The sequence below is a fragment of the Brachybacterium nesterenkovii genome (assembly GCF_900163655.1).
GTDB classification, from domain to species: Bacteria; Actinomycetota; Actinomycetes; order Actinomycetales; family Dermabacteraceae; genus Brachybacterium; species Brachybacterium nesterenkovii.
On sequence record NZ_FWFG01000108.1, the window covers coordinates 23794 to 42628 of the forward strand.

Annotated in this window: 14 protein-coding genes; 7 read left to right on the plus strand and 7 right to left on the minus strand. The window is 72.5% G+C overall.

The window, feature by feature from the left end; translation table 11 throughout:
* Window positions 1-82: 82 nt before the first annotated feature.
* Together FM110_RS12460 and FM110_RS12465 are read right to left on the minus strand one after the other, a co-directional pair.
* Complete coding sequence (locus tag FM110_RS12460) at window positions 83-2056, minus strand: type I restriction-modification system subunit M (protein WP_087105076.1); 1974 nt, start codon at window positions 2054-2056, stop codon at window positions 83-85.
* 47 nt (window positions 2057-2103) lie between these two features.
* On the minus strand, window positions 2104-2952 hold the full coding sequence (locus FM110_RS12465; RefSeq protein ID WP_087105077.1) for a hypothetical protein: 849 nt from the start codon (window positions 2950-2952) through the stop codon (window positions 2104-2106).
* Window positions 2953-3092: 140 nt separating this feature from the next.
* Here FM110_RS12465 and chrA point away from each other — a divergent pair, with 140 nt between their 5' ends.
* From chrA to FM110_RS12480, 3 genes are all read left to right on the plus strand, one after another.
* Complete coding sequence (gene chrA, locus FM110_RS12470; RefSeq protein WP_087105078.1) at window positions 3093-4334, plus strand: chromate efflux transporter; 1242 nt, start codon at window positions 3093-3095, stop codon at window positions 4332-4334.
* Between the two features lie 288 nt (window positions 4335-4622).
* Window positions 4623-6719: a VaFE repeat-containing surface-anchored protein gene (locus tag FM110_RS12475; protein ID WP_087105079.1), complete on the plus strand. Its 2097-nt coding sequence runs from the start codon at window positions 4623-4625 to the stop codon at window positions 6717-6719.
* 256 nt (window positions 6720-6975) lie between these two features.
* Window positions 6976-7740, plus strand: coding sequence for a class F sortase (locus tag FM110_RS12480; protein ID WP_087105080.1), 765 nt, complete (start codon window positions 6976-6978; stop codon window positions 7738-7740).
* A gap of 140 nt (window positions 7741-7880) precedes the next feature.
* Here the strand turns inward: FM110_RS12480 and FM110_RS12485 are convergent, their stop codons facing one another.
* Both FM110_RS12485 and FM110_RS12490 read right to left on the minus strand, forming a co-directional pair.
* The gene (locus tag FM110_RS12485; protein WP_234992454.1) at window positions 7881-8558 is read right to left on the minus strand and encodes an HAD family hydrolase; all 678 of its coding nucleotides are present in this window, start codon (window positions 8556-8558) and stop codon (window positions 7881-7883) included.
* 12 nt (window positions 8559-8570) lie between these two features.
* A complete protein-coding gene (locus tag FM110_RS12490) occupies window positions 8571-9062 on the minus strand; it encodes a DUF3592 domain-containing protein (RefSeq protein WP_159458085.1) in 492 nt (163 codons plus the stop codon).
* A 221-nt stretch (window positions 9063-9283) separates the two neighbouring features.
* On the opposite strand from FM110_RS12490, the gene FM110_RS14185 reads away from it, so the two are divergent.
* The 4 genes from FM110_RS14185 (at window position 9284) to FM110_RS12510 (ending at window position 15251) form a co-directional block, all read left to right on the plus strand.
* The gene (locus FM110_RS14185) at window positions 9284-10999 is read left to right on the plus strand and encodes a RodZ family helix-turn-helix domain-containing protein (protein ID WP_087105082.1); all 1716 of its coding nucleotides are present in this window, start codon (window positions 9284-9286) and stop codon (window positions 10997-10999) included.
* A 434-nt stretch (window positions 11000-11433) separates the two neighbouring features.
* Entirely contained in the window at window positions 11434-12408 is a 975-nt protein-coding gene (locus tag FM110_RS12500) for a hypothetical protein (RefSeq protein ID WP_087105083.1), read from the plus strand.
* Between the two features lie 426 nt (window positions 12409-12834).
* Complete coding sequence (locus tag FM110_RS12505; protein WP_200810246.1) at window positions 12835-13689, plus strand: putative RNA methyltransferase; 855 nt, start codon at window positions 12835-12837, stop codon at window positions 13687-13689.
* Window positions 13686-15251, plus strand: coding sequence for a glycoside hydrolase family 32 protein (locus FM110_RS12510; protein ID WP_087105085.1), 1566 nt, complete (start codon window positions 13686-13688; stop codon window positions 15249-15251). The genes FM110_RS12505 and FM110_RS12510 overlap by 4 nt, the downstream gene beginning before the upstream one ends.
* A 12-nt stretch (window positions 15252-15263) precedes the next feature.
* On the opposite strand, the gene FM110_RS12515 is transcribed toward FM110_RS12510, so the two are convergent.
* From FM110_RS12515 to FM110_RS12525, 3 genes are all read right to left on the minus strand, one after another.
* Entirely contained in the window at window positions 15264-15554 is a 291-nt protein-coding gene (locus FM110_RS12515; protein ID WP_087105086.1) for a DUF2316 family protein, read from the minus strand.
* Window positions 15555-15920: 366 nt separating this feature from the next.
* Window positions 15921-17579: a PTS ascorbate transporter subunit IIC gene (locus FM110_RS12520; protein ID WP_087105087.1), complete on the minus strand. Its 1659-nt coding sequence runs from the start codon at window positions 17577-17579 to the stop codon at window positions 15921-15923.
* Between the two features lie 172 nt (window positions 17580-17751).
* Complete coding sequence (locus tag FM110_RS12525) at window positions 17752-18741, minus strand: PTS sugar transporter subunit IIA (RefSeq protein ID WP_087105088.1); 990 nt, start codon at window positions 18739-18741, stop codon at window positions 17752-17754.
* Window positions 18742-18835: the final 94 nt, after the last annotated feature.

Genomic DNA, 18835 nt, shown 5'->3' on the forward strand with positions numbered 1-18835 from the left:
ATTTCGTGATCAGGATTTGTGGTTTCGGGCAGGGTGGCTCCGTTTAGGGTGGCGCCAAATTTCAATGGGACTAGCGGGAACCTCACCCCTTCACCTCCGCCAGTCGCACCCGGATCCGCCCCAGCACCTCGTCGAGGTCGCGGTCGATCTCCTCGAGTGGGCGCGGCGGGACGTACTCGTAGAAGTGCCGGGTGAAGGGGATCTCCGCCCCCTCCTTGGTCTTGGCGTGGTCGATCCAGGCGTCGGGCACGAAGCGGATCACCTCGCGCTGCAGGTACTCCTCGACGTCCTCGCCCCACGGCACGTTCTCGGTGTCCCGCAGGGACGCATCGGCTTCGGGCTTGCCACCCTTGCCGGTCACCAGCTCGCCGTCATCGTCGTGCTCGGACAGCTCCGCGATCACCACCTTGAGCACCGCGGGCGTGAGCTTCACGCTGTGACTGTCGAGTGCGGCCTTCACGTCCTTCGCGAACGCCTCGCGGCAGGCGGAGATCACGCCACCGGTTTCGTCGGCTGCCGCATCCAGGGCGCGGCGCAGAGCGTCGCGGTCAGCATCCTTCAGCTTGGCGATCTGCCGCGCGGCCATCGCCCGCTCGATCCGCTCGGGAGTCAGCGCGTAGTTCAGGCGCAGGGGGCGCTCCACCGTGATGGTGCGGTAGAAGAAGTCCTCGGCCGCGAAGATCTTGGAGTGCTTCGACTCCACGAAGGAGTGATACAGCCGGGTGATCTCCTTGATGTTCTCCTCCGACAGGTACCGCCGCTTGGAGCCCACGGACTTGCGCATCTTCTCGAACATGCCGGTCGCGTCGATCAGCTGCACCTTCCCGCGCCGCTCCGGGGCCTTGTCCTTGGACAGGATCCACACGTACGTGGCGATCCCGGTGTTGTAGAACATGTCGGTGGGCAGGCCGATGATCGCCTCGAGATAGTCGTTCTCCAGCACCCAGCGGCGGATGTTCGACTCGCCCGAGCCCGCACCGCCGGTGAACAACGGTGAGCCGTTCAGCACGATCGCGCCACGCCCGGCCGTGTGGTTGGCCTGCTCGGGCTTCGGGTCCCGCAGTGTCGAGATCAGGTGCATGAGGAACAGCAGCGAGCCGTCGGATACCCGCGGCAGGCCCGGACCGAAACGGCCCGCGAAACCGCGGACCGTGTGCTCGTCCTCCACCGTCTTCTTGAACTGCTTCCAGTCCACGCCGAACGGCGGGTTCGACAGCCCGTAGTGGAACGACTGCCCGCGGAACGCCGGCTGCGTGAGCGTGTTGCCCAGCGCGATGTTGTCGATCGGCTGGCCCTTGACCACCATGTCGGCCTTGCAGATCGCGTACGAGGCCGGGTTGATCTCCTGGCCCAGCAGGCTCACCTGCGCCGTCCGGTTGAACGAGCGGATCCTGTCGTCTGCCACCGACAGCATCCCGCCCGTCCCCGCCGTCGGGTCGTACACGCTGCGCACCACGTGGTCCTTGCCCAGGTCAGGGTCGCCGTCGAGCAGGATCGTCACCATCAGCTCGATGACCTCGCGCGGTGTGAAGTGCTCACCGGCGGTCTCATTGGAGACCTCCGCGAACTTGCGGATCAGCTCCTCGAAGATGTGGCCCATCTGCTCGTTGCTCACCGCATCCGGATGCAGATCTACCTTCGCGAAATGCTGCAGCACCTGCAGCAGCAGGTCGTTGCGGGCCAGATCGATGATCGCGTCCTCGAACTTGTACTTCTCGAAGATGTCCCGCACGTTCTCCGAGAACGCCCCCACGTAGTCGCGCAGGTTCTCCTCGAGATTGTCCGGATCCCCCTGCAGGGACTTCAGATCGTGGCGCGAGGCGTTGAAGAACGAATAGTCGTGCCCGGCCTTCTTGCGCAGCATCGCCGCCGGAGGCATCCGGTCCCGGTCGAAGCCCGCGAGCTCGCGGACCACCGCCTCCTTCGTTGGCGCGAGCACCGCATCCAGACGGGCCAGGACCGTGAACGGGAGGATCACATCCCCGTACTGGTGCTGCTTGTAGGTGCTGCGGAGGATGTCCGCGGCGTTCCAGATGAACTGGGCGTGGTTGAACACGGTGGTCAGGCTCGCTTCGTCGAGGTGCTCGGTGGGGTCAGGGTATGTCAGGCAGGGGAGGGGGAGGTGCCTGGCTCGGGGCTGCCCGAGCGGAGCTGGGCAGAATGCTCGTCTCGCTCGATATCGCTGACCGGCTGCTCTTCGGACTTCTGCATGCTCCGGCGCCAGATGGTCTCTGTGCTAAGGGGCCTGTGCCGTGCGCTCAGGACGAGGAGGGGCAGGAGCGCAATGAGCATCGTGCCAGCACCAGCGATGATTCCGGTCGGAAGTTCGGATGGCGCAAGCAGACCGATGCCAAGGAAGCCGGTGCTGCTGCCGCTCAGGGTGGTCAGGAGCGCCTGGCTGGCGCCGATGACCAGTGCGCGGGGCTGCATGCTGCCCAGACTGCCGAGTGTTTGCGGTTCGACACCGAAGGGTGAAGGACCATCAGGGTTCAGGAACCGCTCGCCGAAGCGACGTTGCTCCTCGTCCTCGACGATGGTCGTGTTGGCGAACGTGACGACGCTACCGGCGCACAGCCCCAGGGCTGTGAGCACGATCAGGATGAGGTACGGCCACTCAGCCCACCCCCACGGCGGGGTGAGATAGATGGTGACGCCTACGAACGCGGCGAGTGCAGCGAACAGGTACGAGAGGGAGCCGAACAGGAATGACTCGCGTCGTCGGGCCTCGAGAAGCGGGCGGAGGTCTTCATGCGCTTCGAGTCGTGCTAGGCGGAATTGTTCTGAGCGGCGCAGGGGCGAGTCGGCGCAGCCATCCGCCGCAGATAGTGCAGTGCGAACGTGCTCCAGTGACGTGAATCGCCGGTTCCGGAGGGCTCGGGTAGTGGATCCGAGAAGCGCGAGGAGGCCGGCAAGTGAACCGAAGAACGCGGTGGTCTGGGAGATGTCGGGCATGAGGAAGGCCTTTCGTCGGGGAAGGCCCCACTTTGGACGAGACCCCCGACAGACGAAGACGGCCGCCTCTTTCGCCAGCCCCCGCATCTGTTCACCTCCCGTCCCTCGACACCCCGGCCGTGACCGGCCACGATGTCGGAGTGGACGCCCCCGCCCCTGCTTCCCCCGCCGCCCCGCGTGCCCCTGAGCGCGGCTCCGCCCTCGAGGTCCTCGCCGTCTTCACGCGGCTGGGCCTGACCTCCTTCGGCGGCCCCGTGGCCCACCTCGGCTACTTCCGCGAGGCCTTCGTCGAGCGCCGCCGCTGGCTGTCCGAGGCGGCATACGCGGAGATCGTCGCCCTGTGCCAGTTCCTGCCCGGCCCCGCCTCGAGCCAGGTGGGCATGGCCATCGGGCTGCGTCGCGCGGGGCTGCTGGGCATGGCCGCCGCGTGGCTCGCCTTCACCCTGCCCTCGGCCGCACTGCTCGTGGCCTTCGCCCTCGCCATCTCCTCCCTCGGGGACGTCAGCGGCGACGGCTGGATCCTCGGCACCAAGGCCGCCGCGGTCGCCGTCGTCGCCCAGGCCGTGCTCGGGATGGGCCGCAGCCTCGCCCCCGACAAGGAGCGGGCCACGCTCGCGGCGCTCGCCGCCATCGTCGTGCTGCTGCTGCCTGGGGCGGGCGTGCAGGTGGCTGTCATCGCGGTCACGGGCCTGATCGGGTGGCTCTGGCTGCGGGGGAGCGCGGCAGGGGACGGCGACACCGGAGTCCTCGATGAGGCGGCCCCGGGCGGTCGGGTTCCGCGCGTCCTCGCGGTCGGCGCGCTCGCGGCCTTCGCGCTGCTGCTCATCGGACTGCCGATGGCGGCCGCCGCCACCGGCAACCCGTGGCTCGCCTCCTTCGCTGGCTTTTACCGCGCCGGCGCGCTCGTGTTCGGCGGTGGGCACGTGGTGCTCCCGCTGCTCGAGGCCCAGTCCGTCGCCCCGGGCGGCGTCACCCATGACCAGTTCCTCGCCGGCTACGGCGCCGCCCAGGCCGTGCCGGGCCCGCTGTTCACGCTCGCCGGATTCCTCGGGGCGATCGACCCGCGCACCGGCTCCCTCGCCGGTGCCGCCGTCGCGCTCATCGGGATCTTCCTACCCGGTGCCCTGCTGGTGATCGGCGTGCTCCCGTTCTGGGCGTCGGTGCGGCGCCTGACATGGGCACGGCGCGCGCTCGCCGGGATCAACGCGGGCGTGGTCGGGATCCTCGGTGCCGCCCTGTACTTGCCGGTGTTCGCGCAGGGCATCGGCTCTCCGGCGGCGCTGGCCGTCGCGATCGCCGCGTTCATCGCGCTCACGCGGTGGAAGGCGCCGCCGTGGGCGGTGGTCATCGCAACCGGGGTGATCGGGCAGCTCGCGCTCTGACGGCGGCCAGTCGTCTGCCTGCTGAGACATCTGCGGGCCAGCTGAGGTGCCCGCCTGCCTGCTGAGGCGCCCGCTGTCGGGACAGCCGCCTGCCAGCCGGGAGATCCGCCTGCCCGCCGTGACACCTGCGTTCCGGCCGGGACGTCCGCGTTTCCTCCCCAATCCTCGCTTCTCCACAGTCGGCCGGCCCCCTGTTCCCCCAGGTCAGCCCAGCTCCGACGATGAGGACCTCGCCGCTGCGCGAGCCGCCTCGCCGACCGGCGAGCACCCTCATCACCAGGAGCCGCCATGTCCTCGTCGCCCGTCATCAACCGCACCCGATCCACCGCCCCGCGCCCCGACCGCCCGTGCCTCGACCGCCTTGGCCCGCCGCGCCTGCTGCGCGTCTCCGCGACCGCCGTCATCGTCGGCGGCCTCGCAGCCGTCTGCGCCCCGAGCGTCGCCTGGGCGGACTCCACCACCTGGCGCCCCATCGACCCCGGCGACCCGATCAACGGGCACGCCGTCGCCATGATGTCCCCGGGGTACGCGATCGACGGGATCCTCGGGCGCGGCGAGGCCCAGCTGGGCCGCTACGCCAACCTGCAGAACGACGCCACCGGCGCGTACTGCATCATCACCGGCCTGCCCTACTCCCAGGCCGCGGACATCGCCGAGACCATCGACGGCCAGGCCGACCCGATCGTCGCCTACGCCCTGTCCGCCTACGGGACCGCGACCGACCGCGACACCACGGCCGCCGTCTCCTGGATCGCCCACGCCTACATGGACCGCGGCACCGCCGACGTCTCCGCCGAGGACCGCCGCGCCGCCTTCACCGCCTCCCTCGAGGACGCTCCTGCTTCCGTGCGCGACCGCGCCCAGCAGATCGTCCGCGAGGCCGAGGACTACCAGGTGCCGCCGATGGACGAGGCCTCGCTCGCCACGGCCGTCACCATCACCGGCAGCGCCGCTGACGGCACGCTCGCCGCCGTCATCGACGTCCCCGACGGCCACCCCACCGAGATCAGCGTCGAGGGCCCCGCGACCCTCGAGGACGGCCAGGTCACCACCGTGATCGAGGCCGACGGCACGATCCCGCTCACCGCCGGCACCGTCGCCCAGGGCGAGACCGCCACGGTGCGCATCACGGCCGACCCCGTCGACGACACCGTGACCGCCCACGCCACCACCATCCAGACCTACCGCCAAGCAGGCACCGACGCCCGCGGCCGCGCCTACCAGGTCATGGCCTGGGCCGTCCCCACCACGGCCGAGCTGCGCACCGCCTCCGCGGAGGTCTCGTGGACCGTCCCGTACACCCCGCCCGCCGATGTGAGCACCGCGGCCGCCGATGCCGCCGACGGCGACGGGATCGTCATGCCCGGCGGCACCGTCCAGGACGTCTACACCGCGACCGGCCTCGCCCCCGGTGCCGGCTACCGGCTCGAGACCACAGTCGTGTCGATGGCCGACGGCACGACCGTCGCCACCACCGCCAGCGACCTCGTGCCCGAGGCCGCCGACGTCCGCGCCGTCACCGCCGTCGAGCTCCCCGCGGATCTCGCCGAAGGGCGCTACGCCGTCGGTCAGGTACTCCACGGTCCCGACGGCACCGTGCTGCACACCCACGACGGCACGACCACCGAGACCCAGCAGTTCACGGTCGGGATCCCGACGATCGGCACCACTGCCACCGACAAGGCCGACGGCGACAAGACCATCGCCCGCACCGGCGGCACCCTCGTCGACACCGTCGCCTACGAGAACCTGCCGGTGGGGCGGGAGGTCGAGCTGCGGGGGACCGTGATGGACAAGGCCACGGGCGAGGCCCTGCGGGGCCCCGACGGCGCCGAGGTCACCGCGAGCGCGCGCTTCACCCCCGAGGAGGCATCGGGCACGGCGACCGTCGAGTTCGTGCTCGACGGCTCCGTCGCCGGGCGCACCCTCGTGGTGTTCGAGGACCTCGTCTCCGCCGAGGGCACCGTGATCGCCGAGCACCGGGACCTGGCCGACGAGGGGCAGACCGTCGTCGTCGAGGAGGCACCGCCGGTGACGCCGCAGCCCACGCCGCCCGCGACGCCGCCGACTGTCGAGCGCGCCATCCCGCCGGTGCCCGAACAGCCCGTCGCGCCTGCTCCCGAGACGCCTGCCCCGGTGGAGGCCGCCCCGGAGCAGACCACCCCGGCACCGGCGTCCGCGGCGCCGACCACTCAGGCTCCGTCCCCCGTGGCGCCCCAGCCCGGCCCGGCCGTCGTCGGGTCGACCGTCCACACCGGCGGGGAGGCCGCCGAGCCGGCCCTGCCCCGCGTCACCGGGCTCCTCGCGGCCCTCACCGCGGCCGGCACCGGGATCGGCGCGCACCTGTGGAGCCGCTCCCGCCGCGGCACGGACCGCCGGGACTGAGGGCGCGGTGGACACGACCAGAGGGATCCCGCGGCAGGGTGCGGTTGACACCGCGCCCCGCCGCGGGAGCCGGACCGAGCGTCGCCCGGAGCGTCGGCTGCGCCACCCTGAGCGCCGGTTGCGCCTCGGGGAACGGCGGCCGGACCGCGCGGAACGCTGGCCGGGCCGTGCAGACGGCCGGGCCCGCCGTGCGGTCAGGAGACCGGGCCGCCTGTTCCGCGGACTGCTCGCGGCCGTCCTCGGGATCATCGCCGTCGTGGGGCTCGCCCAGGCCATCGGCATCGTGACCCTCCCGTCCCGCGCCCCGTGGGACAGCGAGCAGGAGGCTGCCGCGCGCTCGGCGCTCGGTCTCGACGCCGACAGCATCGTCGCCGACGGCATCCACTCGGAGCCCGTCGACCTGCTCGGCAACCCCGTCCAGGAGGAGCCGGGCGCGCCAGGGGAGGCGAGCGGCGCAGGTGCGGCGACAGATGGACCGACAGGCGCGGCGACGGGAGCGTCGGATGACGGCGCGGCAGATCGCCCGTCTTCGGCATCGGAGACGGCACCGAGATCGCAGACCACTCAGGTCGATGCGGTCGGACGCCTGCGCATCGAGGCCGTCGACATGGACGTGCCCCTCGGGGCGATGGATCGCGGCGATGACGTCACTCCGCCCGGATACCGCGCCGGATATGTGCTGCGCGATGGGTCCGCCGACGCCGGCATCGACCGTGAGCTCGAGGGGACCGTCGTGATCGCGATGCACTCGATGCGCACGGGCTTCGCGCCGGGCAACTATCTGGTCGGCGACGACGGTCAGGTGCTCGTGCCGGACGGCGCCGAGGTGGAGGCTCTCGGCCGCACGTGGCGCGTGACCGCCAGCGAGCAGATCCCCAAGGATCAGCTGCCCGCACGAAGCGACATCTGGGAGGAGGAGCCCGGGCGTCTCGTGATCATCACCTGCCGTCAGACCGGTGCCGAGCGCACGACCGCCAACACCGTGATCATCGCGGAGGAGGTCGATGCGATGGAGGGATGAACCACGACAGGGATGACCAGACACGGACCGATGCGATCCGCGCTCGAAGCCGCCGGCCCCTCGCCACCCCGAGGCGACCGAGCGGCACGGGGTCGAGTGCCGTCCGTCACGGGACCCGGTCGGCCCTGTCATCGGGCCCTTCACCGGGTCCAGAGCGTCGCCCGCCACCCGAAGGCCTCCGCAGCCGCGACGTTGTCGGAGCGGTCGTCGAGGAATCGGACCCGCTCGCGCACCACGCCGCGCCCCAGGGCGTTCTCGATGCGCCCGTGCGCGCGGGAGAACGCGAGCACCTCCGGCTTCGCGGCCCGCAGATCGGCGGAGTTCAGCAGATGAGCGCCCGCCGGGGCCGTGAACTCGTCCAGCCCCAGCTCTGCCATCTCGGCGGCCACGCGGTCTGTCCCGTTGGTGAACACGAACACGGCGGCACCGCGTGCCCGGGCGCCCCGCAGCAGGGCCGCGACCTCTTCGTCCACCCGCCCCGGGGTGCCGGCCCACTGCGCGACCGCATCCCGGGCCGCGTCGGGGGAGACCCCGTCGGCCACGAGCGCCGCGGCGCCCGCCTCGCGCCACTGGGCGTGCGTGCCCCGGCCCCGGATCACCTCGCGCAGGAAAGGGTGCCCGAGGATCGCCTGCATCGCGGTGCCGGGACAGAGCCCCAGATCCGCATCGAGGCGCGTCCACAGGTCGTCGTCGAAGGTCCGCAGCACGCCGTCGAGATCGGTGACCAGCACGTCGACCCCGTCGAGCAGATCGTTTCCGTCCTCAGGGCCCGCAGGATCGGACCGTCCGGCGGGTGCGGGAGTCGCTCGGCTCTTCACGTGACCGCTCCGTCAGCTCACGCCGGGCAGCATGCCCGAGCGAGCCAGGTGGATCATCACCAGCAGACCGACGAACAGGCCGGTGTCGACGACGATCATCGTGATCGAGGAGAAGATCTGCGCGCGTGGGGTGGCCGTCGCGATGCTGCGGCCGTCGAGCGGGGTCGAGAAGCGCTGCGGATTCGAGCGGTCGACGATGACCAGGACCTCCTGGCCCGTGCGGTCCACGTCGACGACATCGGAGTAGAAGACGGGCCCGGAGACGGGACGGCCGTCGGGGCCGGGGAACTCGAGAGTCTCCCGGCATTCCGTCCGGTACGTGGTCCGCTCGGACATCCACTTCGTCGCGCGGTTGCGCTTCTCGACGCTCACCACGCGTCCCTGCACGCGCGCACCGGAGCCGTTCATCCGACTGAGCGTCATCAGGCGGAACACGGAGCGCAGAAGCACGAACAGCGCCCAGAACAGCCAGGCGACGGGGACCAGCAGGACCAGGTAGACCATGGCTCTTTTCGGGCAGGCGACGGGTGGTGCATGATCCTGCCATCCCGGACGTCCTCGGACGATGGGGACTCGTCCCCATCGTCGCGGTCGCGTCCCGGACGTCTCCCCGGTCGTGCTCGCGCCCGACGTCGTCCGTCGGCGTATCGGACTACTCTTCGGAAAAGCGGCGCAGGTGGTGTCCGCGACGGCCCGGAAGGGCCGCATCGAGAAGAGGCGCCGACATGCCCGATTCCCCGACCGATCCCTGGGGCGACCCGCAGTCCGACCCCTGGGCTGATCCGCAGTCCGATCACTGGAGCGAGCTGCAGTCCGGTACTGCGGCCGACCTGCAGTCCGGTACCGCGGCCGACTCGCAGTCCGGTATCGCCGCGGAGACCCTGGCGCCCCAGACGGGGCGCGAGACGGCGTCGGAGGGCGAGGGACAGGAGCTCGAGGAGGCCCCGTCCGCTCCTGTCGAGCCCGAGCACGAGGCACCCGAGACCGCGGCGCCCGAGACCGTGGACGCGACGAGGGCCGACACCCTCCCACCCTCACCCGTCGCCGATGCGGCGGCCACCGGGCCCGAGACCGCCGCCCCGGCGGGTGTCGACGAGAAGGCCTGGTGGGCGCCCTCTCAGCCCGCGCCCTCTCAGCCTGCGCCCGCTCAGCCTGGGCCTGCCCAGCCTGCCCAGCCTGCCCAGCCTGCCCAGCCTGCCCAGCCTGCGCCCGCTCAGCCCGGGCCTGCCCAGCCTGCGTCCGCCCAGGCCGCCGCGGACCCGGCGCTCACCCAGGAGACCGCAGATCCGGCTGCCGCAGGCCCCGCTGCCCCGCAGCATGCGCAGCCGATGGGCTACGCGGGGTCGCCGATGACCGCGGCGGTGTCGGCGGGCTATGCCGCGTCGCCCTACGGCCCCGTTCCCACCGGGCAGTTCCCCGTGCACCCCGCAGCAGCGGCGTTCCCGGTGGCGGGGGAGGCGTTCCCGGTGCCGGGTGCTGCCTATCCGGCCACCGCGACCGGAGCGATCCCCGCGCAGCCTGGCGCGATGCCCGTGCATCCCGGCGGGTTCGGCGTTCCCGGTGCCATGCCCACGATGACCGGTGCGATCCCCGCGCAGCAGACAGGGCAGCTCCCGACCGCGACCGGTGCGATCCCTGTGCAGCCGACGGCCCAGCTGCCGACCGCGACGGGGGCGATACCCGCGCAGTCCGCCGGACCTGCCCCGTCGGCTCTGGCGCCGCATGAGCTCGTCGCCCAGCCCTGGCCCGCGGTCCCGGGCACGACTCACGGCTCGGGTGCCCCGCGCAGCCGCGCCGGCCTCGTCGCCGCGATCGCCGGACTCTGCGCCCTCCTGCTGGTGCTCCTGGCGGGTCTGACGGCCGCCGGCATCTACGTCGCCGCCTCCCTGCAGAGCATGGAGGGGACGATCGAGCAGGCGCCCGCCCCCGGCACACCCGGCGGCGACGAGCCCCAGACCGTCCCCGGGACCGTCCTCGACTCCTCCGGCGCCCCGGTCGACGGCCTCGGCACCCCCGATGCGCCCGCGATCATGGGCGAGAACTCCCTGCGCTGGCCCACCGAGGACGGCGGCACCCTCACCCTCGAGATCGAGTCCGTGACCTGGAACGCCGATGAGGACATCAAGGCCTCCGACCCGTCCGCGCCGGCACCCGAGGCCGGGATGCACTACGCGCTCATCACGATCCGCGGCACCTACGAGGGCGAGAAGTACGCGGTGCTCGGCGACGACATCGACCTCGCGATCGAGACCGACGCCGGCGTGTACTACGACGACGGCCAGATCCGCGCCCCCGAGCCGCTGTGGCGGATGGGCGGCATCACCGACGGCGAGTCCGCGAGCGGCCAGATGGTCATCGCGGTGCCCGAGGCCGAGGTCGGCTCGGCGCTCGTATCGGTCGCACCGTGGGGCGGCGACTACCTGTACGTCGCGGAGAGCTGACGGGCACATCCGTTCCCATCGGACGCTCGACGCCCTGTGCCGTCACGGATCGCATGGCCTCGTGCGCTCAGCCGTTCAGCGGAGCATTCAGGTGTGCCGTCGAGGCCACGCCTCTATGCCGGAAGGGCCTCGCTCGGCCATCGCTTTCCCGCCAGCCTCGCCGGGCTCCGCAGGGCACCTGCCAGGTTTCGTGGGCACCACTCGACAGTCGGGACAGCAGTCTCGAGGGTGCCGCTCGGGCCAGGCCGTCGAGCCCCCTGAATCCCGCCCCGGGATGCTCTCTTGGACCTCGCTCGGGATACCCGTCTGATCCGGGACTGTTCACCCCTGGGTTCGTGCCTGCGCGAACCCTAGGATGAGGGCATCCGCAGGCGTCGTATGCCGTCTGCACGATCCCTGAGAGGAGGGCGGCGCGGCGTCGCGCCCCACTCACCATGTCCCAGCCTCCCCAGTTCCCCGCCGACGGCTCCGCGGATCAGCCGCCCCAGTGGGGCTCCGCCCCGGAGCCCTCTGCCGACGGCTACTCCTCTGCACCGTACGGTCAGCCGTCCGCCGATGCCTACGGCCAGCAGCCGTCGGCGAACGCGTACGGCCAACCGTCTGCGAACTCCTACGGCGCCGCACCTGCGAGCCCGTACGGCCAGGCCTCCCCGAACGGGTACGGCCAGCCGGTCGGCGCGATGGGCGGCTACAACGCCGCGGGCGGCCCCATGCAGCCGCCGGCCAAGAAGAACCGCTGGTGGATCTGGGCCTGCCTCGGGTGTGCCGTCCTGGCCCTGCTGGGACTGCTCGGCGGATGCGGGATCCTGCTCGTCCGCGGCGGCGGGGGAGGGGATACGGATCCGACCACGACGGCGACCTCATCGGCCTCCGATCCGACCACCTCGGATGCCCCGACCACGGACACGCCGACCACGACCGATCCGACTACCTCGGCGGGCCCGGTCGCGGGCGACGCGGGCACCAAGGACAACCCGTTCCCGATCGGCGGCGGCCCCGCCACGATCTCCACCTCCGACGGCGGCAAGGCCGACATCGTGCTGGGCACCCCGAACTGGGACGCGCAGGCCGCGGTCGAGCAGGCTCACCCGTACTCGACGCCGCCGGATGCGGGCAACGTCTATGTGGTCGTTCCCGTGACCGTCACGTACCACGGCACCGGCACTCTCACGCCGTGGATCGAGTCCTCGGTCAGCTTCTCGGCGGATAACGGCCAGGTGTACGACACCACCTCGGCCATAGCCCTGGCCCCGCGCCCCGAGATCGAGGCGAACGACATCACCGACGGCGGGTCCGTCGAGTACGACGTGATCCTCCAGGTCCCCGCGGACCAGGTCCAGAAGGGCGTGTTCGTCGTCGAGCCGCTGTTCAACATCAACAACGAGCAGTACTTCTTCGCACCGGCCTGATCAGCGGGCCTGGTCGGCTGGTCTGGTCGGCTGGCCGGACCAGCCGGGCCGATCGAGGGCCTGACTGTGCAGCTGTCTGCGGACGGCGCGCTTGCCCGACGGGGCGGCGGGGCACTCGCCCCGCCGCCCCGTCGGCGTTCTGCACCCACGTGCCCTGGTCGGGCGTCTCTTCGTCTTCGGCAGCCAGCGTCGGCGGAACCGTCCGCTCGCGCGTCCTCGTCGGCCGCATCGTGGGCTCGCACGTCCTCGTCGGCGGAACCGTCGGCTCGCGCGTCCTCGTCGGCCGCATCGTGGGCTCGCCCGGCCTGGTCAGCCGCAGGCGCGTCCGCGTCAGCCGCGGAGTCGGTGCGCCCGACCTCGCCGATAGTGCCGACCGCGCCGCGCCCGTCCTCGTCCGTCGGACCTGCGCCGTAGGCTGGAGCGGTGATGAGCCCATCCGCGGTGCAGGCCGCCTGCGACCTCCTGCGATGCCCCCTGTGCGCGGGGCCGCTCGACGCCGCGGGGTCGGCGCTGCGCTGCCCCGAGCGGCACACCTTCGACATCTCGCGGCACGGCTACGTCTCGCTGCTCGGCGGGTCCAAGGCCGTCAGCGGGGACGACGCCGACATGGCGCGCGCCCGCGAGCGCTTCCTCGGCTCCGGCGCCTACGAGGCGCTGCGCGAGCGGATCGTCGCGCTCGCCGTCGAGGGGATCGGCGATGATGCCCACGCCCCCGTCGTCCTCGACATCGGCGCAGGCACCGGCCACTACCTCGCCGGTGTCCTCGACGCGCTGCCCCGCGCCCGGGGCATCGCCCTGGACACCTCCGTGCGCTCCCTGCGCGCTGCGGCCCGCGGCCACGAGCGCGCCGTCGCCGCCACCTGGGACGCGTTCAGGCCGTTCCCGCTGGCCGATGCCTCCGTCGACGTCCTGCTCGACGTGTTCTCCCCGCGCAACCCGGCGGAGTTCCGGCGCGTGCTGCGCCGCGACGGCCGACTGATCGTCGCCCGCCCCACCCAGCGCCACCTGGCCGAGCTGCGGGCCGAGGTCCCCGCGATGGTCGCGATCGACCCCGCCAAGGAGCAGCGCCTCGCCGCCGCGCTCGAGCCCCACGTCCGGGAGATGCGCACCGAGCTCGTGGAGACCGCGATCGACCTCGATGCGGAGCAGACCCGGGACCTGGTGGGCATGACCCCGAGCGCCCGCCACCTGGACCCTGCCGCCCTCGCCGCCGACGGCGCGGGCCTGACCGTCACGCTGTCCGTCCTGGTCAGCGCCTACGCCCCGAGGAGCCGAGCATGACCGCGCCCGAGACCCCTGCAGGTGAGAGCCTCGCGTTGGAGACCCCTGCGCCTGCCGATGCCGATCCGCACTTCCCGGCGCTGCATCGCGTCCACCCGCGCGGCTGGCTCAACGACCCCAACGGGATCATCCGCCACGACGGCCGCTGGCACGTGTTCTTCCAACACAACCCGGACTCCGCTCACCACCACCTGATCCGCTGGGGCCACATGTCCTCCCCGGACCTCGTGACCTGGCGCGTCGAGCCGATGGGCCCCGAGCCCCGGCCCGGCACCGCCGACGCCGACGGCTGCTGGAGCGGCGTCGCGACCCTCGAGGACGGCGTGCCCCACCTCGTGTACTCGGGCGTCTCCGGCGGCGACCTCGCCCTGTCCCGGGTCCTCGTCTTCCGCGGCGATGCGACGATGAGGACCTGGGAGCCCCTGCCCGCCGTCGCGGCCGACGTCCCCGCCGAGCCCGGGATCATCGGCGTCCGCGACCCGTTCCTGTTCGAGCTCGACAGCCGCCGCCTCGCCGTCCAGGGCGCCGGGCTGCGCCGCACCGCGGCGGACGGCACCGAGCGGATCATCCCCGCCCTGCTCGCCTGGGACCGCAGCGACCTCGCCTCCTGGACCTACCTGGGCGTCGTCCTGACGGGGGAGGACCCGATCGCCGCCCGGCACATCCCCGCCGAGCTGTGGGAGTGCCCGCAGCTGGTGCGCCTGGCCGACGGCGACCGCGAGCGCTGGGTCCTGACCGGCGGCAAATGGCGCCAGGGCCACGACGGCGCGCCCGACACCCTCGGCGGTGTCGGCTATGTGGTCGGCGAGCTGACCTGGGATGACGCGGCCGGCTGCCCGCGCCTCAGCCCCGAGACCGGCGGCACCGTCGATGAGGGCCCCGACTTCTACGCGCCCCAGGTGTGCGTCGACGGCGATCGCGCAATGCTGTGGGGCTGGTCCTGGGAGGGCGAGCACCGCACCCTCGAGCAGGCCGATGAACAGGGCTGGGCGGGCTGCCTCACGTTCCCGCGCGAGCTGTCCCTGCGCGACGGACTCCTGGTGTCCGCACCGGTGCCCGAGCTCGCGGCGCTGCGCGGTGAGGCGCTGGTCGACGACGACGGCGTGCTGGACCTGCCCTCGCCCGCCCGGGCGGAGGTGCGAACCCGTGACGGGGTGCGCGTGGACCTGATCGGTGCCGATGGTGCCGTGGTGCGCACGGTCGCGGAGGTCGGTGCGGTGGCCGGTGCTGACGAGACGGTGGTGCTCATCGACGCGAGCATCGTCGAGCTGCTGCCCACCGCGGCCACGCCGCAGACGGTGCGCGTGCATCCCGCCGCAGGGGAGCATCTGCGGGTGAGCGCCCTCGGAGGCGGGTCTGATCTCGGAGACGGGGCTGACCTCGGCGACGGGCTTGGCCCGGGCGACCGGTCCGGCCTGCGCGATGGGTCGGAACTCGGTGGCGGGTTGCGCCTGGGGGGCGGGGCTGTTCCGGCTGATGGGTCTGGCCTGCGCGATGGGTCGGAACTCGGTGGCGGCTCCGGCCTGCGAGCCTGGGAGCTGCGGGTCCCGGCCGAGAGCTGATCGGCCTCGGCGTCAGCGGCGGTCGGTGATCCCCGACCCGTCGATCGCCGTCCGCGCCTCCTCGGTGAGGACCGTGAACGGGGTCAGCGAGGCTCCGGCTTCTGCGACTGCGGCTTCGAGGGTGTCGCGCACCAGCCAGGCATCGGCGGGATCCGTCCCCGGTGCCATCGACAGCGCGGAGTCGAAGCGTGCGGGCAGCAGGCCGGTGCGTTCCCGCAGCTCGTCCCGGGACAGGCCCGAGGCCGCCAGATTCGAGGCGAACTCGGTGGCCGTGCGGGCGCGCTGTGCGGCGGAGAGCGACATGCCCCCATTGTGTCGCCCCGCGGCGGCTGCGGGGGAGGCCGATGTGGGCTCCGTCGCGGATCTGCAGGCCGGACGGGTGCCCGGGGTCCCACATTCAGCGGACCCCGTAGCAAAGATGGGCGCTGGAGAGCCGGTCACCCGCACATATGCAGGTGACCGGCTCTCCAGCGCCCATATTTGTCGCGGCCCGCCCCAGCCCGGCCGTCAGCGCAGCCCGGCCGCCGGTTCAGCACCGCCGATGGTGCCGGATACCGGTGAAGCCCGGGCCGCTGGCGCAGCCCGGCCGCTGGCTCAGCCCGGCCGCCGGCTCAGCCCTGCGGCGGTGCCGGGGACCGGTTCAGACTGGTGGCGGTGCAGGGCCTCGGTTCAGCCCTGCGGCGGTGCCGGGGGCCGCGGGGCCCCGACCGGCGGAGCCACCCGCGGGTAGCGGCGCGCGGCCCCGTCGGCCCCTGCGGAACCGGTCGAGCGCGGCGCAGCTCCCGCCGCGGTGCCCGCCGACCCGACGCCAGCGCCCACGCCGGCACCGGCACCCGCTGCGGCACCGGTCGCCGCACCGGCCCCGGCGACCGCCGCGAGCGCGCCGTCGGCGTTGCCGCGGGCCCGGGCCGGATCCCAGCCGCCGTCGACCAGAGTGCGCTGGGCGAGGATCGCGAGGCCCAGGATCACCAGGCCGATCACCGCGAGGATGATCGATCCGACCACCACGCCCGGCTTCGCGCCGTAGCCGATGAGGATGCCGAACCAGCCGAAGTCGGTGTCGCCGAAGGTGGTGTTCGCCGAGCCGAAGGAGCCGAGCACCTTCAGCAGCAGCGCCGGAAGGAACGTGACCAGGACACCGTTGGCGAAGGCGCCGGCGATCGCGCCGCGGCGCCCGCCCGTCGCATTGCCGTACACGCCGGCGGCACCGCCCGTGAAGAAGTGCGGCACGAGGCCCGGCAGGATCAGCGCGAGGCCGAACATCGGGCCGAACACGGTGCCCAGCAGGAGCAGGCTCACGAGGCCGCCCGCGAAGCTCGAGAGGAAGCCGATCAGCACGGCGTTCTGCGCGTAGGGGAAGACGATCGGGCAGTCCAGCGCGGGGATCGCCCCGGGGACCACCTTCGCGGCGATGCCCTGGAAGGCGGGGACGAGCTCGCCCAGGATGGTGCGGACGCCGAAGAGGATCACGGCCACGCCGATGCCGAACTGCAGGCCCTGGGTCACCGACTGCATGAGGTAGTTGCCCACGCCGCTCGCGCCGTTCTCGAACGCGGTGAACGCGGTCTCCTGGCCGGCGCGCAGCAGGTATGCGGTGGCGACCACGAGGTACATGAGCACCATCGACAGGGCGGTGGCGACCATCGAGTCGCGCAGGAAGCGCAGGCCCTCGGGGACCTTGATGTCCTCGGTCGAGCGGCTCGTGCCCTTCGGATCGACGAGGCGGCCGACGGCACCGGCCGTGACGTAGCCGAGGGTGCCGAAGTGGCCGATGGCGATGGAGTCGTCGCCGGTGACCTTGCGGGTGTACGGCTGGGCGAGCGCGGGCAGCGCCACCAGCAGGATGCCCAGCAGGAGGGAGCCGAGGCCCACCACGACCACGGTGGGCATACCCGCCGACGCCATGACGATCGTGATCAACGTGGCCATGAACAGCATGTGGTGGCCGGTGAGGAACACGTAGCGCAGCGGCGTGAAGCGCGCCAGGAGGATCGCGACGATGAAGCCGAGGATCATCAGCCACGCGACCTGTGCGCCGTACTGCTCCTGGGCGATGCCGGCGATGGCCTCATTGGTGGGGACCACGCCCTGTGCGCCGAGCGCGCCCTGGATCATCGCGCCCAGCGGGGTCAGGGAGGCGGTGACCAGGCCAGCGCCGGCACCGATCAGCAGGAAGCCGAGGACGGCCTTGACGCCGCCGCCGACCACCTGGCCGATGCTCTTGCGCAGGGCGATCAGGCCGATCGCGGTGATGATGCCGATGAGGAAGGCGGGAACGCTCAGGATCTCGTTGACGAAGAACTGGGCGATCGCGAGGAGGACGTCCATGGGTCTCACTCCGATGCAGAAGGGGGGATAGGGGCGGGGGAGCGGGCGGTGCCCGCGGGGACTCGGTGCCGCGCCGGGAGCTCGGTGACGGGTGCGTCAGGCGGTGCGGGGTGCGGCGGTGGCGGCGATGCCGTGCCTCAGCGGAGATGCTGGGCGACGGCGGCGGCGCGGATCAGACCGCGTAGGTGCGGCGCAGGGCGGCGTCGATCTCGGCCTGGGAGGTGAAGTCGCGGATGATCTCCACGGGAACGCCCACGTCTCCGAGCGCGTCGGCGATGGCGCCCGAGGTCAGGACCACGTCGGCCTCCTTCGCGCGGCCCTTGGCGGAGATCGTGTCGGTCGCCTCGATCGAGACGAACCGCGTCCAGCCCCAGCGCTCGAGCACCTTCTCGGCCGTGTTCTTGAGGAACAGGCTCGTGCCGACGCCGTTGCCGCAGACGGTCAGGATGAAGTTCTTCGACGGGACGGTGTCCTCGTTCTCCGGCACGGCGGCCGCACTCGCCGCGACGGCGCCTGCCGCGTCCGCGGTGCCAGCTGCGGCGGCGCCCGCCCCCGCGCCCGCGGTGCCAGCTGCGGCGGCGCCTGCCCCCGCGCCCGCGGTGCCAGCTGCGGCGGCGCCTGCCGCCGCGTCCGCGGTGCCAGCTGCGGCGGCGTCGTCGGCGTGAGCGGCATCGTCGGCCTGGGCTGCGCGGCGCCCGCGCGGGGCCTCGTCGTCCCCGGCACCGAGGGCGTAGAGCACCTCGTCGGGGGTGGCGGCGATGTCGAGGGCACGACGCCGATCGGGGTCGGAGAGCACCCCGGCGAGGCTCGCGAGCGCCTGCTGGTGGGCCGACGAGTCGGCCGCGGCCAGGGCCATCACGATCGTGACCGGGTCGTTGTCGGCGTTGCCGAACGCGACGGGCTCGGCCAGGCGCACGAAGGACAGGCCCGTGCGGGCGACGGACTCGTCGGGCCGGGCATGCGCGAGCGCGAAGCCGGGGGCGATGACGATGTAGGGGCCGTGCTCCTCGACCGTGCGGACCATGGAGTCCGTGTAGGCGTCGGAGGCGACGCCGACGCCGGTCAGGAGCTCGCCCGATGCGCGGATCGCGGAGCGCCAGTCGTCGGCGGGGACGTCGAGGCGGATGGCCGAGGGATCGACCAGATCGCTGAGCTGGGACATGGGGACCTCGCTGGGGTGGGGAAGGAGGGGCGCGACTGTGCGCCCACCCTGACGGTACTCGTACGAATCGTCGCGTGGGGGGAGGGAGCGGGCG

What these genes read in the sequence shown, in the direction of transcription:
- FM110_RS12465 (WP_087105077.1), bottom strand. Translation starts at nt 2,952, where the DNA reads ATGCCCGACATCTCCCAGACCACCGCGTTCTTCGGTTCACTTGCCGGC.
- FM110_RS12475 (WP_087105079.1), top strand. Translation starts at nt 4,623, where the DNA reads ATGTCCTCGTCGCCCGTCATCAACCGCACCCGATCCACCGCCCCGCGC.
- FM110_RS12490 (WP_159458085.1), bottom strand. Translation starts at nt 9,062, where the DNA reads ATGGTCTACCTGGTCCTGCTGGTCCCCGTCGCCTGGCTGTTCTGGGCG.
- FM110_RS14185 (WP_087105082.1), top strand. Translation starts at nt 9,284, where the DNA reads ATGCCCGATTCCCCGACCGATCCCTGGGGCGACCCGCAGTCCGACCCC.
- FM110_RS12500 (WP_087105083.1), top strand. Translation starts at nt 11,434, where the DNA reads ATGTCCCAGCCTCCCCAGTTCCCCGCCGACGGCTCCGCGGATCAGCCG.
- FM110_RS12505 (WP_200810246.1), top strand. Translation starts at nt 12,835, where the DNA reads ATGAGCCCATCCGCGGTGCAGGCCGCCTGCGACCTCCTGCGATGCCCC.
- FM110_RS12510 (WP_087105085.1), top strand. Translation starts at nt 13,686, where the DNA reads ATGACCGCGCCCGAGACCCCTGCAGGTGAGAGCCTCGCGTTGGAGACC.
- FM110_RS12515 (WP_087105086.1), bottom strand. Translation starts at nt 15,554, where the DNA reads ATGTCGCTCTCCGCCGCACAGCGCGCCCGCACGGCCACCGAGTTCGCC.
- FM110_RS12520 (WP_087105087.1), bottom strand. Translation starts at nt 17,579, where the DNA reads ATGGACGTCCTCCTCGCGATCGCCCAGTTCTTCGTCAACGAGATCCTG.
- FM110_RS12525 (WP_087105088.1), bottom strand. Translation starts at nt 18,741, where the DNA reads ATGTCCCAGCTCAGCGATCTGGTCGATCCCTCGGCCATCCGCCTCGAC.